The 19169-nt window shown below is 47.1% G+C and carries 19 protein-coding genes and 1 pseudogene; 9 read left to right on the top strand and 11 right to left on the bottom strand.

The genetic code is table 11. The features are described 5' to 3' along the window. Positions 1–185 precede the first annotated feature (185 nt). The 11 genes from C1H71_RS11665 to C1H71_RS11615 form a co-directional block, all read right to left on the bottom strand. A complete protein-coding gene (locus C1H71_RS11665; protein WP_130106699.1) occupies positions 186–368 on the bottom strand; it encodes a hypothetical protein in 183 nt (60 codons plus the stop codon). An 84-nt stretch (positions 369–452) separates the two neighbouring features. Beyond that, positions 453–665: a transcription antiterminator/RNA stability regulator CspE gene (gene cspE / locus C1H71_RS11660; RefSeq protein WP_130106698.1), complete on the bottom strand. Its 213-nt coding sequence runs from the start codon at positions 663–665 to the stop codon at positions 453–455. 264 nt (positions 666–929) lie between these two features. Continuing rightward, positions 930–1721: a GTP cyclohydrolase FolE2 gene (gene folE2, locus C1H71_RS11655; protein ID WP_130106697.1), complete on the bottom strand. Its 792-nt coding sequence runs from the start codon at positions 1719–1721 to the stop codon at positions 930–932. Between the two features lie 146 nt (positions 1722–1867). Next, entirely contained in the window at positions 1868–2668 is an 801-nt protein-coding gene (gene fliR / locus C1H71_RS11650; RefSeq protein WP_130106696.1) for a flagellar biosynthetic protein FliR, read from the bottom strand. Between the two features lie 7 nt (positions 2669–2675). Further along, positions 2676–2945 carry a flagellar biosynthesis protein FliQ gene (fliQ, locus tag C1H71_RS11645; RefSeq protein ID WP_130106695.1) on the bottom strand — a complete coding sequence of 90 codons (270 nt, stop codon included), beginning with the start codon at positions 2943–2945 and terminating at the stop codon, positions 2676–2678. Positions 2946–2947: 2 nt separating this feature from the next. Next, the gene (fliP, locus tag C1H71_RS11640) at positions 2948–3691 is read right to left on the bottom strand and encodes a flagellar type III secretion system pore protein FliP (protein WP_130106694.1); all 744 of its coding nucleotides are present in this window, start codon (positions 3689–3691) and stop codon (positions 2948–2950) included. 8 nt (positions 3692–3699) lie between these two features. After that, positions 3700–4032, bottom strand: a complete 333-nt coding sequence (gene fliO, locus C1H71_RS11635; protein ID WP_223145855.1) for a flagellar biosynthetic protein FliO — start codon at positions 4030–4032, stop codon at positions 3700–3702. Between the two features lie 237 nt (positions 4033–4269). Beyond that, entirely contained in the window at positions 4270–4683 is a 414-nt protein-coding gene (fliN, locus tag C1H71_RS11630; RefSeq protein ID WP_130106692.1) for a flagellar motor switch protein FliN, read from the bottom strand. Positions 4684–4779: 96 nt separating this feature from the next. After that, a complete protein-coding gene (gene fliM, locus C1H71_RS11625) occupies positions 4780–5802 on the bottom strand; it encodes a flagellar motor switch protein FliM (RefSeq protein ID WP_130106691.1) in 1023 nt (340 codons plus the stop codon). Between the two features lie 142 nt (positions 5803–5944). Beyond that, the gene (locus tag C1H71_RS11620; RefSeq protein ID WP_130106690.1) at positions 5945–6481 is read right to left on the bottom strand and encodes a flagellar basal body-associated FliL family protein; all 537 of its coding nucleotides are present in this window, start codon (positions 6479–6481) and stop codon (positions 5945–5947) included. A 183-nt stretch (positions 6482–6664) separates the two neighbouring features. Next, entirely contained in the window at positions 6665–7786 is a 1122-nt protein-coding gene (locus C1H71_RS11615) for a flagellar hook-length control protein FliK (protein WP_130106689.1), read from the bottom strand. A gap of 158 nt (positions 7787–7944) precedes the next feature. On the opposite strand from C1H71_RS11615, the gene flhB reads away from it, so the two are divergent. The 9 genes and pseudogenes from flhB to C1H71_RS11570 all read left to right on the top strand — a co-directional run bounded on the left by flhB (position 7945) and on the right by C1H71_RS11570 (position 19161). Next, positions 7945–9081 (top strand): flagellar biosynthesis protein FlhB, encoded by a 1137-nt coding sequence (gene flhB, locus C1H71_RS11610; RefSeq protein ID WP_130106688.1) that lies wholly within the window; start codon positions 7945–7947, stop codon positions 9079–9081. A gap of 186 nt (positions 9082–9267) precedes the next feature. After that, positions 9268–11361 carry a flagellar biosynthesis protein FlhA gene (flhA, locus tag C1H71_RS11605; protein ID WP_130106687.1) on the top strand — a complete coding sequence of 698 codons (2094 nt, stop codon included), beginning with the start codon at positions 9268–9270 and terminating at the stop codon, positions 11359–11361. A gap of 408 nt (positions 11362–11769) precedes the next feature. Next, complete coding sequence (gene flhF / locus C1H71_RS11600; protein WP_130106686.1) at positions 11770–13314, top strand: flagellar biosynthesis protein FlhF; 1545 nt, start codon at positions 11770–11772, stop codon at positions 13312–13314. Beyond that, on the top strand, positions 13292–14194 hold the full coding sequence (locus tag C1H71_RS11595) for a MinD/ParA family ATP-binding protein (protein WP_130106685.1): 903 nt from the start codon (positions 13292–13294) through the stop codon (positions 14192–14194). The genes flhF and C1H71_RS11595 overlap by 23 nt, the downstream gene beginning before the upstream one ends. Before the next feature lie 636 nt (positions 14195–14830). Continuing rightward, a pseudogene (locus C1H71_RS11590) lies at positions 14831–15906 on the top strand (ABC transporter permease). Then, positions 15906–16652: an ABC transporter ATP-binding protein gene (locus C1H71_RS11585; protein WP_130106684.1), complete on the top strand. Its 747-nt coding sequence runs from the start codon at positions 15906–15908 to the stop codon at positions 16650–16652. The pseudogene C1H71_RS11590 and the gene C1H71_RS11585 overlap by 1 nt, the downstream one beginning before the upstream one ends. 24 nt (positions 16653–16676) lie before the next feature. Continuing rightward, positions 16677–17726, top strand: a complete 1050-nt coding sequence (locus tag C1H71_RS11580; protein ID WP_130106683.1) for an MlaD family protein — start codon at positions 16677–16679, stop codon at positions 17724–17726. 69 nt (positions 17727–17795) lie between these two features. Further along, entirely contained in the window at positions 17796–18377 is a 582-nt protein-coding gene (locus tag C1H71_RS11575) for an ABC-type transport auxiliary lipoprotein family protein (RefSeq protein WP_130106682.1), read from the top strand. 43 nt (positions 18378–18420) lie between these two features. Further along, positions 18421–19161: an RNA polymerase sigma factor FliA gene (locus tag C1H71_RS11570; protein ID WP_130106681.1), complete on the top strand. Its 741-nt coding sequence runs from the start codon at positions 18421–18423 to the stop codon at positions 19159–19161. Positions 19162–19169: the final 8 nt, after the last annotated feature.

Genomic DNA, 19169 nt, shown 5'->3' with positions numbered 1-19169 from the left:
GCAGCCTGTCGGACTTAGCATCAGCCAGCTGCAAAATCACCTGATCGGCCTATATTTCACCAGATTTTTGACCAATAACTCGTTATTGGCGCTGCAAATCCGGCAAAATCTGGTCTCGACCATGCGATTTTTCGCTTCGACCGTCTAAGTCCGACAGGCTGCTAGGGGCACGGCATGCCGTGCCCCTACTCATTATCTTCTTCCCGTTTACGCTCTTTCACGATCTGCTTGCCGCGCTTTAGCCAGACTATCAACATGGTTGGCAAAAAACCAAAAATAAAAAATATCGTTAAGCCTTTAGCAATGCTGCCTGCCACCGCAGAAAACATCAGCACCACGTATAAATAGCCAATCAAAATAATATACATTATCGCTCCCACAAATTGAAAAAAGCCCCGTTGCCGGGGCTTTAATCTCAATCTATCTAAAACTAGGCATCCGCTTTGGGGCTATTACAAACCAACTACGTTTGCAGCTGAGGGGCCTTTCTGCCCCTGCTCAATAGTAAACTCAACACGCTGCCCTTCATCCAAGGTTTTAAAGCTCGTAGACTGAATGGCAGAGAAATGTACAAACACATCTTTACTGCCATCTACAGGAGAGATAAAACCAAATCCCTTTTCCGTATTAAAGAATTTTACAGTACCGGTCATTTTGCTAGACATTTTGTATTCCCTGATGATTATTAGATAGCTTTGTTTATGCAGCGTCATTTATTGTTTACTTAGACGTAGACAAAAAAAGACCCAAGCCAAAATCTAAGTGTCAACTGGTACACGAAAATAAGCCTGTGTAATCATGTTCACAGGCTTACTACGCTGCAAAAAAGTGCTGCTGTCAAAATACCAGACTTACGCACTTTGACACACCCTGCAACTAAAATACGCCGAAAAGTGTGGCAAAAACAAATCCCAAACCTCGTGAAACAATTACGCTTCGCGCTTATCGTACTCAATCAGGGCATAGGCGGAGTGATTGTGGATAGATTCAAAGTTTTCTGATTCAACCACATAAGCGCTAACACGCGGATCAGCGAGTACACGTGCCGCAACATCACGCACCATATCTTCTACAAATTTAGGGTTATCGTAAGCACGTTCTGTAACATATTTTTCATCTGGGCGCTTAAGCAAGCCATACAGCTCGCAAGAGGCTTCAGCTTCCACCAGCGCCACCACTTCTTCAATCCAGACGCTTTGCGCCAATGTGGCTGTCACGGTCACGTGTGAGCGCTGATTGTGCGCGCCATAAGCTGAGATTTTTTTCGAGCACGGACATAGGCTAGTTACTGGAACCAATACCCTTAACTTTTGCTCAAATACGCCATTTTTAAGCTCGCCAATCAGCGTAACATCGTAATCCATTAGACTTTGTACGCCGGATACAGGTGCTATTTTATTAATAAAATAAGGGAAACGCATTTCCAAATAGCCTGAATCCGCTTCTAAACGCTGGCACATTTCACGCAAAATCGTTTCAAAAGAATCAACCGAAATTTCTTTTTCGTGGCTATTTAAGATTTCCACAAAGCGCGACATATGCGTGCCTTTGAATTGCTTAGGCAAGAACACATACATATCAAACATGGCGATAGTGTGCTGCACGCCATCGGTACGATCCGCTACTTTAACTGGGTGACGAATGGACTTAATGCCCACTTTATTGATCGCAATATTGCGGGTATCCACCGTGTTTTGCACGTCGGCAATCGCCATGGTCATGGGGTATAACTCCAAAAAAATAATTCTGATGGGTGAGATTATAACACTGAGAATACCCGAGTAAAGCACTCGGGAATTATTGTAAAAAACTACAGGATTGATAGGTAAAAACTTATATAGAAAAAACAACGAGCTAATCGAAAATATCAGGTTTTTCCAGCAAACGCAGCCAACATTTTAACAACAAAGCGCGAGCCTTCACTCAACATAATATCAATATGAGCAGGCATATAAGGCAGCGATAAATACATCGCACCTAAGCCAATGCCCATCATCAAAGGAAAACCTACAGCAAACACATTCAGCTGCGGTGCGGCACGCGTCATCACTCCCACTGCTAAATTGGTCACCAACAAAGAGCCAACCACCGGCAAAGCAAGTAATACGCCGTAGCGAAAAATTAATGACCCATATTCCGCCAGCATTTTAAACCCTAATCCAGAAATAGGCTGCACTCGAATAGGCAAGGTATTAAAGCTATCTAATAAAGTATGCAATACCAATAGATGGCCATTTAAAGCCAAGAATACCAAAATGGTCATTAAGCTTAAAAACTGAGCCACAATCGGCACACTCGTAGCATGCAAGGGATCGTAAAACGTAGCAAAGCCCAAGCCCATTTGCAAACCGGATAAGTGCCCAGCCATTTCCATGGCAGAAAAAATAATTCGTACCACATAGCCAATTGCAATGCCAATGAGTAGTTGATTAATAACGATTAAAATCCCTTCGGGGGAAACAATCGGTACTTGTGGCATAGCAGGTAATACTGGGCCAATAATTAATGACAAAAAGATAGCAATTGCCACGCGCACTTTTACGGATATGGCTTTACTGGAATAAAATGGGTCGGATAATAAAAATCCAAAGATGCGACAAAATGGCCACCAAAAAATACCCAACCAGAGGTCAATTTGCGCGTGGCTAACAGTCCAAATATCCTTCACGTTACCCCTAGCCTATCATTTGCGGAATACTTTGAAATAAGCGAATAGTGTAATCCATTGCCGTTTCAATCATCCAAGGGCCAATCAGTACAAAGACTAAAAAGGTAATCAACAGCTTGGGAATAAAGGATAAAGACGCTTCATTGATTTGCGTAGCAGCTTGAAAAATGCTCACCACCAAGCCAACGACTAGCGCGGTTAGCAATAATGGCCCACCTAACAGCACCATGACTTCCATGGCCCTTTGAATCACTGTTACAACTGTTTCTGGCGTCATGGCTATCCTGAAACGTAAAAGCTTTGGACTAGCGAGCCCATTAATAGTGTCCAGCCATCAACCAAAACAAATAGCATTAGCTTAAAAGGCAATGAAATAATCACAGGAGACACCATCATCATCCCCATTGCCATTAAAATACTCGCCACTACAAAATCAATGATAATAAATGGGATAAAAACAATAAAGCCAATTTGAAATGCGGTTTTAAGCTCACTGGTCACGAAGGCGGGCACCAGAATACGTAAACTCACATCCTCTGGGCCATTCGGTTTTTGTATGTCAGATAATTCAATAAAAAATGCCAAATCTTTTTGCCGTGTTTGCTTAAGCATAAAGTCTTTTAACGGTACTACGCCTTTTTCTACCGCTTGATTAAAACCTATTTTTTGCTCTGCATAAGGCTGATAAGCAACCTGGTATATATTATCAAATACTGGTGACATCACAAAAAAAGTAAGGAACAAAGACAAACCGACAATCACTTGATTAGGCGGGGCTTGCATCGTGCCAAGGGCTTGGCGCAATAAAGACAATACAATAATAATACGAGTAAATGCCGTCATCATTAACAATATAGCGGGTAAAAAGCTAATGGCGGTTAAAAATAATAGTGTTTGAATCGGTAAGCTATATTGTGTACCACCTGTTTGCGCATTGGCGGTCATAAAGGGAATTCCCGGATCAGCAGCACCCGCAACGGCAGCAATGCATAAGCCAAATAAAATCCCCAAGAGAGCCATCATCAAGCGTTTCAATGTGGTGCCCTTTGCAAAGCTGCGGCCAATTTAGCAGAAAATTGCTGAGAAAAAGCCTGTGGAACCAATACTGTCTCAGCTTGCTCAGGTGCATCCAAGCTATGTAATAAATTAACGGTATTAGCCGTAACGCCCAGCACCAGCCAACGCCCCTCTACTTCCACCACAACGACCCGTTCTTTAGCCCCTACCATCACACCAGTAACCACCTTTAATACCTGCCCTTTAGCCCCCATAGGCATTAAAGAGAACCTACGCACTAGCCAAGCACTAAATACAATCAGGGCAATAACAAAACCTAATGCCAACACTACTTGAGCAATAGACATTAAACTTGAAGCGGGGGCGGTAGCAGGGGAAGACGCATTTGCATGAGCAGGTAAACAGCCGGCAAACATAAAGCAGAAAAAAAACAACACTTTGCAGCATAGAGATTTCATAAATTCTCACGATAATCGTGTAGGCATGTATTAGTAATGAAGTTTTGTAAAGCGCTCTCGCTATAAACAACCCGCTGTAAATCTCTGAACAAATAAAGGACAGCGGGCCATTGACAGTATCCGAAGCTATTTATGTAAGCGGCGAATTCGCTCTGCGGGGGTAATAATATCGGTGAGGCGAATACCAAACTTATCATTCACCACCACCACTTCCCCTTGGGCAATTAAGCAGCCATTCACCAGTACATCCATTGGCTCCCCCGCCATCCCATCTAGCTCTACCACTGATCCCTGCGCTAATTGCAGTAAGCTACGAATCGCAATTTTAGTCCGCCCCAGCTCCACAGTCAGTGAAACAGGGATATCCAAAATCATATCAATATTGCTAGGTGCATTAGCAATAGGTGCACTTGCGTCAAAACGCTGAAAAATATCCGCAGCCTGCACTTCAGGGCCAGAAGCCGATGCTGCATCGGCTACATCTTGCTCGGCAAGGGCCGCAGCCCAATCATCCATTGCCATTTCATCTTCATCAGCCATTACAAAATCCTCATTGGCTTACCATTTAATCTCAACCACGATCAATTTACCTTGGCTAAGTATTTTTATTTGCTATTCATTAGCCGCTAGATATTTTTATTTCTGCTCCTCGTCATTTAATTGGCTTTCTGTTTCGCTCCCCGTTAAAGCTTCAGCGGAACCCAATACTTTACTTACCCTTAAAGCATACTGCCCATTTAAAGTGCCGTATTTGCACTCCAATACGGGCACATTATCTACCGCAGCAATAATGGCCTCAGGGATTTCTAAAGAAATAATATCCCCCAGCTGCAGCTCTAAAATCTCTCCTAAAGTGACCTTGGCATTGCCCAAAGTGGCCACCAAATCAACCTCAGCATGCTGAATTTGCTTTTGCATTAAAGTGGTCCAACGATTATCCACTTCAATTCGGTCAGCCTGCATCGTGCTATACAGCACATCGCGAATAGGCTCGATCATTGAATAGGGGAAGCAGATATGAAAATCCCCACCACCCGCACCCAATTCAATTTTAAAGGTATAGGCCACCACTACTTCAGTTGGCGTGGCAATATTAGCAAACTGAGTATTCATTTCTGAACGGATGTAAACAAATTCGCAAGGAAAAACCGGAACCCACGCTTTTTCGTACTCTTCAAAAACCACATCCAAGAGACGCTGAATAATCCGCTGCTCGGTGGCTGTAAAATCACGCCCTTCAACCCGCACATGATAACGACCGTCCGAGCCAAATAAATTATCCACCACCAAAAACACAAAATCAGGATCAAAAATAAATAATCCTGTTCCGCGCAGCGGCTTCATTTGAATCAAATTTAAATTGGTAGGGACCACCAGATTACGAATAAATTCGCTATATTTTTGCACCCGAACGGGGCCAACGGAAATTTCAGCATTGCGGCGCATAAAGTTAAATAAGGCCACGCGCAAATTACGTGCAAAGCGCTCATTTAAAATTTCAAGCGTAGGCATCCGCCCACGAACAATGCGCTCTTGGCGACCAATGTCATAATCGCGAACAGCAGAAGCATCGACCTCGTCGTCGGAAGAATCGTCTTCACCGGTCACACCACGCAGTAGCGCGTCAACCTCTTCCTGAGAAAGGATATCGTCTGACATAATCCTTAGCCCGGATAAACTATTACCCGTTATTTAATATAATTTGTATTCAACTCGGCTGAGCTGTAGATATTTGCAACTAAAGCACATTCGCTGATGCTGGGTAAACACACCATCTACCCAGCATCAATTATTTACTTAGTTACTGCACAATAAATGATGTGAAATTAACTGAAATAACCCCTTCATCTTCACTCTCTGCCCCTAAAATTTTATTTACCATTTCACGAATTTCTTTACCCAGCTTATCGGTGCCGTCGGGTGCTTTTACTTCTGCCATCGTTTTACCACGAAGCAGCTTATTAATTTGTCCTTGAATTTTAGGCGACAAACTTTTAATTTTTTCGGCTAACTTTGGATCACCCAGTTCTAAAGAAATATCCGTCTGCAAAATGCCATCGCCATCTTCCGAATGCAAGTTAACGGTAAATTGTGGCAATTTTTCAAAAACAGCAGCGTGCTCTTCTTTCTTTTTATGATCTTTCTTTTTCTTTTTTGCATCGTCGTGTGCAGTGGCTTCTGCCGCCACTTCATCCGCAGCAGGATCGCTACTTTTTGTCAGCAAAAACGCGGCCACCCCCCCCACAATGATTAACAAGACCACTAATAAGCCAATCACAGCAAATAAAAGAATATTTTTCTTCGCTTTAGGCGCGGCTTCCACTTTGGCATCTGACATGACATCACCTTGAATGGATTGAAATATTTGATAAAAAATAAAATAAAAACCAGAACAAAGCGCCCCAATAAAATGCGAGGGGCGCTGGCCTTGGAATTAAGTCATTTGATTATAGCTTAAAAAGCATTAACAAACAGAGAGTAAGGCGCTGCTCTTGCTGCAAAACAACAAGACGCGCCTTGTTTAAACATAAAGATTTAGACCGCTACGCGCTACAGGTACGTGAACATCCGTCATCACTCGTGGCAACCCATCGCTATAATTATCTGTCAGATTTCCAGCAAATTGCCTCGATCTAGATTGATGCTGCTGCTGCTCCATCTGTTGACTACTAGCTTGCTGCTGCGCCTGTTGCTGGGCATGTTGATTTAATGAATCAGAGGCAACTTGCACATTACTCAGCTGAATACCTTGGTCAGCCAGCAACATTGTTAGCCTAGGTGTAGCTGCAGCAAGCGCCTCACGTACCGAAGCATGTTGCGAGCTAAACACCACACTCGCTTGCTCTCCCGACATGGTTAAACGCACTTCCATTGGGCCAAGATGCGGTGGATTAAGCTGCATATCAATCTGCTGATGCTTATCTTGCAACATCATTGATACCCGCTGCGCAACCGCATCGCCCCAACGTGAGCTACCCACCGGCTCTGCCACGGTATGTGTAGGCCCAGCAGGTTTAGCCTCTGCAACAGGAGTGTGCAAGGCCACCACGGGTGCAGCTTCTGTTTTAAGCAACGGCGCATTTTCTTTAGATACGGCCAAAAGAGCTGCAAAGTCTTCTTCTGGCGCGGTAAAGCCATTGGCATCACCGGCCGCTTTCTGCCGTAAAGAGGCAAATTTTGCCGCGTTAATATCACCTGCCAAAGCTTGGCTAGGGTTTAGATCAGTCTGCCCTAAGGCCGTTAATCCATTTCCCTCGCCGTCTTCGCCGCTCAACAAGCCCTTACCCAGCTTAGTGAGATCAAGGCCCACAAAACTTTTATCGCCATCTGGCTTAGCAACATTACTCAACGCACTGGCTTGAGCCAGAGCTTGCACCTGCAGCATGGCCAACCATGGCTGAGCAGCTTGCGCGCTGTTTGCTTGGGATTTTTGCTCATCTTCGCCGGTATTTTCTTCTTTTTTTGCGGGCGCTGGTTTTTCAGACTCAGCTGATTTGCCTTCCTGACGAGAGCTCACCTCCCGCTCTAGCGTTTTAGCAAATGTTTGCCCAGCAGCAGGCTCTGCCCCCATCGCGACAGAAGCACGAGGGTCAGTTGACCGGCTAGTTTGGGCACTGGCTACAACAGTGAGATTGCTCGCCATGACGAGGCTCCTCGATAGGGGCTTATTGCTAATAGCACTTGATTAAGCAATTGCAGTGCCAGCCCGAATAAATCACAGTAAACTCGCACTTGGCTGCATCTTTTCTCTGCACCGAGTAAATTGGTCTATCTTTTCAATCGGCCAGCGAGGATTAAATAATGGCTGAAGATTCAGACGCAGAACGCACGGAGCCCGCCTCTAGTAAGCGCTTAGAAGAAGCGCGAGGTAAAGGGCAGATTCCGCGCTCACAAGAATTAGCAACGTTCTCCATTTTAATGACCGGCATCGTCATGCTGATTTCGCTTGGGCCTGAATTACTCGGCACTTTAAAAGCTATTTTCATTGCCGAGCTCAGCTTTAGTCGAACCACCATTAGCGACCCTAATCAAATGCTGCTGCATTTTACTGGCTCAGCGCAAAAAGCCTTAATGGCTTGCCTACCGATTATTTTACCCTGCGCCCTGATGGCGATTATCACGCCAGTATTGATCGGTGGCTGGCTATTTACCGTTGAAGCTTTAACGCCCAACTTTGCCCGAATGAATCCCATGAATGGGATAGGCCGGATGTTTTCACTAAAAAGCATCGTTGAAATGACAAAAACCATTCTTAAATCCAGCCTGATTGGCGGCGTGGCGGCGTGGGTGTTATGGGGGCAAAGAGAAGAATTTATCCAGCTGATTACCATGCCACTCGAAATTGGCATGCCCTATATGTGGAAAATGGTTCAGCACACCCTGCTACTGGTGATCAGCTCTTTAGCTATTTTAGCTGCGATTGATGCGCCCTATCAGCTCTGGGATTATTACAAGGGCTTGCGCATGACTAAAGAAGAAGTAAAGCAAGAAGGCAAAGATGCCGAGGGCTCGGCTGAAATTAAAGGTAAGATTCGTCAACTACAACATGAAGCAGCCAGAAAGCGCATGATGAGCGAGATTCCAAAAGCCAACGTGATTGTCACCAACCCAACTCACTTTGCCGTGGCCTTGCAATATACCGAATCCATGCGTGCGCCCAAGATTGTGGCTAAAGGCGCTTTTTTGCTGGCAGAACGAATTATCGAGCTAGGTAAAGAGCATAAAGTAGCGATTGTCCGCACCCCGCCTTTTGCCCGTGCGCTCTATCACCATGCTGAACTTGGAGAAGAGATCCCTGCCGCGTTGTATACTGCTGCGGCAGAAGTACTGGCTTATATCTATCAGCTTAAGCACTGGCAAAATTTTGGCGGCGAAGAGCCAAATCTATCAACCGAGCTCCCTGTACCCAGTGATTTAGATCCAGGGGGCGAAGTCTAAGACCGCTTTATAATCTCAACCGAAGAGCATTGAACCTCGTGTACATAGCCGCAAGTGTAGCTTACGTTCTTATTCAACATACTTTTATGCGCTACAAAATTTAACGAGTCGTTACGTTTATTTTCTGTATGGGGGAATGAACCCCCTCCCCAGCTTTTGAATCAAATAAAGAGAATTTAAAGCCCTATGTGGCGCACTTTTAATTACAGCAAGCTCGCTGGCCCCGCGCTGGTACTGATGGTTCTCGGCATGATGGTTCTGCCGCTGCCTGCCATTGCGCTCGATTTATTCTTTACTTTTAACATCGCTATATCCATCATCGTGCTGATGGTGGCGCTCTACACCCGTAAGCCGCTCGAATTCTCTAGTTTCCCAACGATTTTGCTGTTTACAACACTACTGCGACTCTCGCTCAACGTGGCGTCTACCAAACTGGTGCTCACCGAAGGCCATAACGGCGCCGATGCGGCTGGTAAGGTGATTGAAGCCTTTGGCCACGTCCTCATTGGCGATAATTTAACTGTGGGCGTGATCGGTTTTATTATCCTCACCATTATTAATTTTGTGGTGATTACCAAGGGTGCTGGGCGAATTGCTGAAGTATCTGCCCGCTTTACCCTTGATGCTATGCCGGGTAAACAAATGGCGATTGATGCCGATTTGAACGCCGGCATGATTGGCGAAGAAGAAGCAAGACGCCGTCGTACCGAAATCTCCTTAGAAGCCACCTTCTTTGGCTCTATGGATGGTGCTTCTAAGTTTGTGCGTGGGGATGCGGTGGCTGGGATTATGATCATGGTGATCAATATCATCGGCGGCTTGATTGTGGGCATGGCGCAACACGATCTGCCCTTTGCCGAAGCTGGAAAAACCTACACTCTGCTTACCATTGGTGATGGTTTAGTTGCCCAGCTTCCATCGCTGATTATCTCGGTTGCTGCCGGTATTGTGGTTTCGCGGGTTGGTGATGGTGAAGATTTATCTGAGCAAATCTTAGGGCAAATGTTTTCACAGCCACAAGTACTCTATGTTACCTCGGCGGTACTAGGTATTTTAGGGGTGATCCCTGGCATGCCGCACACGGCGTTTTTACTAATGGCCGCCATTTTGGCGGGGATAGGCTGGCAGATCGACCAAAAGAAAACTGCACTCGCACTACAAGGCGCAGGCGTAGCGGGCGGGGGAGGTGCACCGGGCCAATCCGGAGCCGCCGGCCCTGCCGCAGCGCCCACTCCACCCTTGCAAGAGGTCAGTTGGAACGATGTGCAACCTGTTGATCCAGTTGGCTTAGAGGTCGGCTACCGGCTGATTCCCTTGGTAGACCGTAACCAAGATGGTGAACTACTTCGCCGTATTCGCGGCATTCGTAAAAAAATTGCACAGGAGCTGGGGTTTTTAGTGCCCTCCGTGCATATCCGCGATAATTTGGAGCTTAAGCCTAATCAATATCGTATTCAGCTCAAAGGGGTGGATGTAGGTACTGGTGAAGCATTTGCTGGTCAATGGCTAGCCATTAACCCCGGTAATGCGATTGGCCAATTACCCGGCACGCCAACCCAAGACCCTACTTTTGGCCTTCCCGCCGTTTGGATTGACGCCAGCTTGCGCGATCAGGCGCAAGCTTTTGGCTATACGGTGGTAGATGCTGCCACCGTGGTGGCGACGCATATTTCTAATATTTTACAAAGCCACTCTGCCGAACTTTTAGGCCGCGAAGAAGTCCAGCAATTGCTGGAGCATTTTGGTAAGGAAGCGCCAAAATTACTGGAAGATTTAGTGCCCAAAATTATTCCCGTTGGCACTTTACAAAAAGTTTTACAGAACTTACTTGAAGAAGGGATGCATATACGCGATTTGCGAAGCATCTTAGAAACACTGGCCGAACATATTGTCCGCACCCAAAATATTGACGAGCTGACCGCAGCAGTGCGGGTAGCATTAGGCCGAGCGATTGTTCACCAGCTATTTCCTGGTGAAAACGAATTGCAAGTTGTTACCTTAGAGCCACAATTAGAAAATATTCTGCTCTCTGCCGTATCGGGTAATGCACAAGGTGGATTGGAACCAGGACTTGCGGAACGTGTACTCAAGCAAGCTTCTGAATTATCTGATCAACTAGAGCAGCAAGGCTTAAGCACGGTATTAATCGCTCCAGCCCAGCTCCGCCCTATGCTGAGCCGTTTTTTACGCCGCTCGATTCCCGGATTACGCGTGATTGCGCATACCGAGATACCCGACAGTAAAACCATTCGAATTGTGGGGATGCTAGGTGCAAATTAAACTGATCTGCTAGATTGGTCTTAAAATAAATACTCAGCCCCCTCAAGAACCGTGCAGCATTTCTAGCACAAAGCGCATTAATGCAAACAATATTTATAACTCAGCAAGCAGCGCTAGCAATACAAAAAAGCTTTAAATTAAAGATAAACTAAAAATTAATTGTCTTTTTATAACAAGATCATAAATAATTAATTAGTCACTCAATATCCTTAAACCATAAAAACCAACATTGAGAATGACTATTTACTCAAGCCAGAACAAACAAGCCGCCTTTTACAGCGCACATAATGTGCCTCTTCTGTATGCTTACCGATCTTTTTGATTTTCGTTAGCTTATAAACTAACACCCAAAATACGCATTGCTCACAATGCATAAGGATAACTCGTGTTTTCAGACGGCAACTGGATATGGTCGTAAAAAAATTCTACGGAGCAACGACGCGTGATGCACTGCGCCAAGTTCGAGATGAGCTTGGCCCAGACGCACTAATTCTATCAAACCGCCAAGTATCAGGTGGTGGAATAGAGATCATGGCCGTAGCCGATGCTGATGTAGCCGCTCTGACCAACGTCCAAAGCGTTGCTGCACAGCCACGCCCCGCGACCAGCAGCCGTGGCGCGCAAAATGGCGCAAAACTGCTACAAAGTGCCCAAGCCGCTGCGCCTATTAGCAAGGCCCTCGCTCGCTCTTATGCTATTCCTGATGACGACGATACAGAGCCCAGTACCGATCACATCATGCACGATGAGCCTATGGTGCTGCGTAGTAACCGCAACACCATAGTTGCATCGCCACGAGTAGAAGCCCCCTTACCGTTAGATAGCAATCCAGAATACCAGCAGCCACGGCCAAGCCGCCCTCCGCCACGTGCCACCACACCTCCGCCACGCCGCCCAGCACCAGAACGCGCCTTACCCACATTTAGCTTTGAAGACGATCAAGTACCTGCAGCGCAAAACCCTGCAGATAAAGAAGCTATGGATGACATTGCGCGGGAAATCCGCTTATTGCGCGGCTTATTAGAAAGCCAATTAGCGGGCATGGCTTGGGGCGAGTTATCTCGCCACGCACCAGAAAAACTAGAAGCGCTACGTCAGTTACTATCGGCTGGATTTTGCCCCGCGCTATCGCGGCAGCTGGTTGAAAAAATGCCTGCGCAAATGACACTAGATCAAGGCATGCGCTGGGTTAAAGCCGCACTCACGCATAATTTAGCCGCAGCCACTACCGATGATGATTTAATAAATCGTGGTGGTGTGTATGCACTCATCGGCCCTACTGGCGTCGGAAAAACCACCACAGTCGCCAAGCTGGCAGCGCGTTGTGCACTGCTACACGGGCCAGATTCGGTAGCGCTCTTGACTACCGATAGCTACCGGATTGGTGCGCACGATCAGCTGCGTATTTACGGGCGCATTATTGGTGTGCCAGTACATGAAGTCAAAGACGAAACCGACCTACAATTTACCCTCGCCGATCTAAGCGAAAAACACTTGGTACTGATCGATACCGTCGGCATGGGTCAGCGCGACCAACGCATCAGCGAGCAACTGGCGCTCTTTGATGAAGACAACGTCTCTACCCTGCTACTGCTAGCGGCCAATGCCCAGACCGGTACGCTAGACGATGTAGCCCGCCGCTATCGCAACACCCATTTAGCGGGATGTATTCTCACTAAGCTCGACGAAGCCATGAATCTAGGTGGCTGCTTAGATGTAGCGATCCGGCACAAGCTACGCTTGCACTTTTTAACCAATGGCCAGCGCGTGCCAGAAGACTTGCACCGGGCCAATGTATCTTACTTAGTAGACCGTGCTTTTAGGGCTGAAACACAAAATAGCGCTTTTACCTTAAAGCCCGATGAGTTCCCGCTCTATATGGGAGCACAAGGCGGCACCATGGATAATCCGCTGGATTTTAATATGAATCATGCGAGCCATTCCCGTGCCTAGCCTGTGGCTCGATCAAGCCGCTGGCCTGCGCGCCATGATTGCCCCCATACCCTGCCGCAGCATCAGCTTAAATGGTGGGCGCGGTGGCAGTGGCACCACCACGCTGGCAATTAACCTAGCCGCAGCACTGGCCGAGCGCAATCGTGAAGTGATTCTATTAGATGAATTTAGCGGCATGGGCAATGTGGCGCACCGCATGCGTCTAGAACAAAAACACGAGCTAGACCATGTGCTCCGCCGTGAAGTGACCCTTGCCGATACCCTACTAGCAACCGATGCAGGCTTTTCTATCCTGCCTATCTGCGCTAAAGCTACGGTGCTAAGCAGCTTGAACGAGCGGGAGTTAACTTGGCTATCGGCCGAGTTTGAGCAACTCATCCAGTATGCTGAATTTTTGCTGCTCGATACCCGCCCCTCCGCCAGCCACGGCGTACCCTGTCTCAGCTTGGCGGCCGATGATGTGATAGTGATAGTTTCCAATAGCGCCGAATCGCTAACCGATGCTTACGCCACCATTAAATTGCTCAGCACAGAATACGCAAGGCGTGAATTTAGAATTTTAGTGAATCGTGTCGATACCATTACCGAGGCGGGGCTGATTTTCAACCGCCTAAAAAGCGTTGCCAAACAGTATTTAGGCGATGCAGCGCAAATGAAGCTGATTGGCTATGTGCCCGAAGACGAAAAACTACAAAGAGCAGGACGCTTAGGCCGTACGGTGCTGGATGCTTTCCCCGATGCAGAATCCAGCCATGCTTTTCGGCAACTCGCCGATGTGATGCTGCGCTGGCGTAAACCCAGCCACTGCCTAGATCGCACCGGCTTTCTTTATCGCTTAGTTGAATCCAGCCGCCTGCTTACCGAGCAGCTCCAACATTAAGCAGCTTAAAACCATCGAATAGCCTTGGATAAAAACACTGCTCCCAAAAAGCGGCTACCCAAGTGGCATGACCTCCATAAATCCCTCGCCTACTTGTGCCGCTTAAACAAATGCATCAAGTAACTAAGCAGATCGGTTTGCTCATCAATGCCGTAATGCTCATGCCATCTATTTAAAAGAACATAACAGCCTAGTGTCTATTGGCGCTTCATTCGCGGCTGCATTGGCTGCAGTTTTGGGGCTGAACAAGGCAAGCCATGCCGCCCCAAAAATGTAGCTAACCCGAAGGGCTGGGCCGTTTTCCGGCTCAGCGCAATGACGAATGAAACGTCAACAGCCCACTCATGATAATCACATTGACCAAGAATTTAATTAGCACAGGGCCAGTGGTGCAATGCTATGTAGCAATCAATCATTCAAAGAGTTAACAAGCAAGCTACTTTTGTAAGCTAAACAGTAGGAATCACTGCTAAATCAAGGTAAATTGTAAATTTTGTAAGGCACTAGGTATTTACAATTAAGTACAATTAAACTTTTCTTTAACTACCTATGTAAATTCTATTAAATCTTACATAAGCAACGATTGGTGTATGCTGCGCTCCGTCCTTACAGCACAAACTTAAATTAAGATCTTCAATGGCTCAAATTGAAATTCAAACCTTTCCCGAGGGCAAAGTTCTACAACTCTCAGGCCGATTAAACGCCCAGGCAGTTGCCCCACTTTGGGCTCAGGCCAGCACACTTGGTGTCTGCGAAGTAGATGCCAGCAAAGTAACTTATTGTGATGGGGCCGGTGTGGCCCTGTTTTATCTGCTCATTCAAGGCGGGGCCAGGATTAAGGACTTAGCACCTCCTTTTACCGAGCTACTTGATGCCTTTCAAGCAGATACACCTCTCTATCAAGCGCCTATCCCTGCAAAAATAGGCTGGCTCACCACCCTTGGCAAAGCAACGGCTGAGCATAATACGGCGATGCGCTGTGCCATCACCTATCTAGGCGAGCTAAGCGCTGCAATGCATCAAGTGCTGCGCTCACCCAGTAAATTGCGCATTACAGAGATTTTCACCACCGCTAGTAAAAATGGCGCGGATGCACTGCCTATCGTGGCACTGATTGCTGCCTTACTAGGGATGATTTTAGCGTTTCAATCAGCGATTCCGATGCGCCAATTTGGCGCAGAAATGTTTGTTGCCGATTTAGTGGGCCTCTCCTTGGTCCGTGAGCTGGCTCCCTTAATGATGGCAATTTTATTAGCTGGGCGCACTGGGGCGGCATTTGCCGCAGAGCTTGCCAGCATGAAAGTAAACGAAGAATTAAATGCCCTGACCACCTTAGGCCTCAATCCAATACGCTATTTAGTACTACCCAGAGTGATTGCCACCACGCTAATGGCACCGCTGCTATCGGCTTGTGCTGTGTTAATTGGCTTGATAGGTGCAGCGATTGTGATGCTAAGTTTTAATATCCCCATCCAAACCTATATCACACGCGTTTCAAGCATTGTGCATCTGGGCGACTTTGCGGGGGCCTATTTAAGGCGGCGATCTTCGGTTTGGAAATCGCGCTGATTGGTTGTTTTAGGGGGTTGCAAGCAGGCAGCGGAGCCAGTGCCGTAGGTGCGGCTACCACGCAAGCCGTTGTGAGCAGCATTGTTGCAATTGTGATCAGCGATGGCCTGTTTGCTTTTGTTTTCTATTTATTGAGGTGGTAATGCAACACGCCATTATTAAAGTCAAACAATTGCAATGCGGCTATGGCGATCACGTTATCTTGCGTGATGTGAGCTTTGAGGTTAACAAGGGTGAAATCATTACCATCCTAGGTGGCTCTGGCTGTGGCAAATCTACCCTACTCAAACATATGATCGGCCTTTTGCCCGCGCAACAAGGCACGGTGCTGATTGGCGACGAAGACATCATTAGTGCTCAAGGCGAAGTGCGCCAACGCATCTTGGCCCGTATTGGCGTGATGTATCAATCGGGGGCGCTATTTGGCTCGCTAACGGTGCTAGAAAACGTCATGCTGCCGCTGGCAGAATATACCCCGCTTAATGCTGCCGCCCGTGAAATCGTCGCCCGCTTAAAATTACGCTTGGTAGGGCTAGATGCCTATGCAGATTTTTTACCCAGCGCGCTATCAGGTGGGATGCAAAAACGTGCCGCCATTGCCCGCGCCCTCGCCCTAGACCCTCAGGTTTTGTTTTTAGACGAGCCATCAGCAGGGCTAGACCCAATCACCGCCGCCGAGTTAGATGCCTTGATTTTGCAATTAGCGCATAGCCTGCATACCACTTTTATTGTGGTCACCCACGAGCTAGCCAGTATTTTCACCATTGCAGACCGCGCCATCATGCTGGATAAACAAGCACAAGGCGTGATTGCCATCGGCGCGCCGAAAACGCTAGCTGCAGATCCCAACCCACGGGTTAGCGATTTTTTTACTCGGCATACGTATTAATTATTATTTATATCTGGCCAAATTATGACCGCTCAAAAGCACTATTATCGCCTAGGCCTATTTGTTCTATCCGCGCTCTGCATATGTCTTATTCTCGCCATCTACTTTGGCGCGGGCCACTGGACGCGCTCCACCATTACCCTAGAAAGCTATTTTAATGAATCGGTGCAGGGTATTGATATTGGGTCCAAAGTAAAATATCGCGGCGTGGTCGTAGGGGAAGTCAGCCATATTGGCTTTACCTATTCACGCTATCAGCAGGATTTATCCCCCAATGAGCGCCAACAATATGTGCTGATCGAAGCCAAACTTCGCCCCGAGCTATTTGGTGGCAAAAACATGCCGTTTCCTGATCAAAGCTATTTAGATAAAGAAATCGCCAAAGGCCTGCGGGTTCGGCTTAATCCTCAGGGCCTAACGGGCACCAGCTACCTAGAAATTGACTATCAAGATTTAGAACGCAATCCCAGCCTTACCATGCAATGGCAGCCTAAGCATCTGTATATTCCATCGACTAGAAGCACGATGGCGCAACTCGTTAACTCCACCCAAAATCTTGCTATACGCCTACAAAAACTAGATATTGAAGGCTTAATCAGTAATTTAAATCAGGTATTAAGCACAGCGAATAGCAAGATGAATGACATTCCTTTGCAAGCGCTCGCACAAAAAATGCTGTTGATTACAGAAAAGTTAGAAAAGATCCCCTTTTCTGAGCTCAGCAGCGAAGCCAGTGGCCTTATGCACGAAGCCCGTAGCAGCAATCAAGCCTTACAAACGCTTCTGACCGATCCGGCATGGGCCAGCGCCCCAAGCGATCTAGCCGCCAGTGCCAAGCAGGCACGCGCCCTGCTAGAAAACCCACATCTGGTTGGTAGCTTACAGAAAATGGAAAGTAGCTTTAGCCGCCTAGATAAACTACTAGAGCAACATGAAGGCGGCTTAGATAGCACACTAAATAATATGCAACAAATCAGTGAAGACTTACGCGTGATGAGTGAAGCAGCAAGGGCTAATCCAACTGGGCTACTGCTTGGCAAACCACCTGCGCCTTATGTTTTACCAAATAAATAACGGATGTTCCGCAGTAAAAAGCGTCGACCTCTTACCATAAAAAAATAACTCTAAAATGGCCGCATACCTATGAAACGCCTAATTATTTTACTTTGTAGTGCTTTGATCGCCGCCTGCGGCACCACGACCCCTAGCAAAGAAACGTACTTACCCGTGATTGAGCGCAGCGGGCCTAGCCATGCGGTGCAATTTAAAGGCACACTACAAATAAATGCCTTTAGCGCCCAAGCCCCGTTTGGCGAGCGTAATTTTTTTTACCGCGAAAGCACCCAACGCTTTGTCAAAGATCCTTACCGTGAATGGCTCTCCTCCCCCACAGGGCTTATCACCACTCATACGCAAACTTGGTTAAAAAGCAGTGGCTTATTTCGCGAAGTGCTGCCCTTATATTCAAAGCAAACCGCAGATTACCAACTCAAGGGTGAATTACTCACGCTACATACCGATTTACAAGCCCAGCCTCTCGCCGTTGCAAAACTGCACATACGCTTAAGCTCAGCGAAATCCCCTGTTATACTCGACACTATTCTTACGGCAAGTGAGCCCTTATCTGGAATGAGTGCTAACGATATAGCTGCAGGATTAGATCAAGCGCTCGCTAATACCCTTAAACAATTAGAACGCAAACTGATTTCGCTCCCAACTTCTTAGACGGTCGGCTAAACTGATTTAAGCCTCCTCATAGTAGAAACAAATGGCAGCGCCACGCGCACTCTCCCTTTATCGTCAGACTCAGGCAAGCCAAGACGAGGATTATGTCTCTCGGCATGCGCCCTTGGTCAAACGGATCGCCTATCATATGGTGAGCCGTTTGCCTGCGAGTGTAGAAGTCGATGATTTGATTCAAGTGGGTATGATGGGCTTGATGGAAGCGGCAAAAAACTTTGATCCAAATGCGGGCGTACTGTTTGAAACTTTTGCCTCACAACGCATTCGTGGCGCCATGCTTGATGAATTAAGAAGCTCCGATTGGATGCCCCGCCACGCCCGTAAGCATATGCGCGAAATTGAAGCCGCGATGTTAGCCCTAGGGCACAAACTAGGCAGAGCACCACTAGAAAGCGAAGTCGCCCAACACCTACAGCTCGATTTAGAAGCCTATCAAAACATGCTCAGCGAAGCGCGAGGCCACCAACTGGTGCACCTCGAAGATATTGAAGACGAAGATGAAAACCACCACAACGTTCAATACTCTGCCGACCATGCAATTAACCCGCTGCAGCAACTTGCGGATGCAAATTTTCAGCGAAATTTAATCAGGGGCATCGACGAGCTACCCGAACGTGAAAAACTGGTTATGGCTCTGTACTACGATGAAGAACTAAACCTTAAAGAAATTGGTGCCGTACTAGGCGTAACCGAGTCTCGAGTTTGCCAGCTACACAGCCAAGCCATTGCCCGCTTAAGGGCCAGATTAGGCGATTGGACGAGTTGATAAAAACA

It is taken from the genome of Iodobacter fluviatilis, assembly GCF_004194535.1.
Lineage (GTDB): Bacteria > Pseudomonadota > Gammaproteobacteria > Burkholderiales > Chitinibacteraceae > Iodobacter > Iodobacter fluviatilis_A.
Note: the sequence above shows the minus strand (reverse complement) of the source record. Positions and strands in the feature narration are given on the sequence as shown.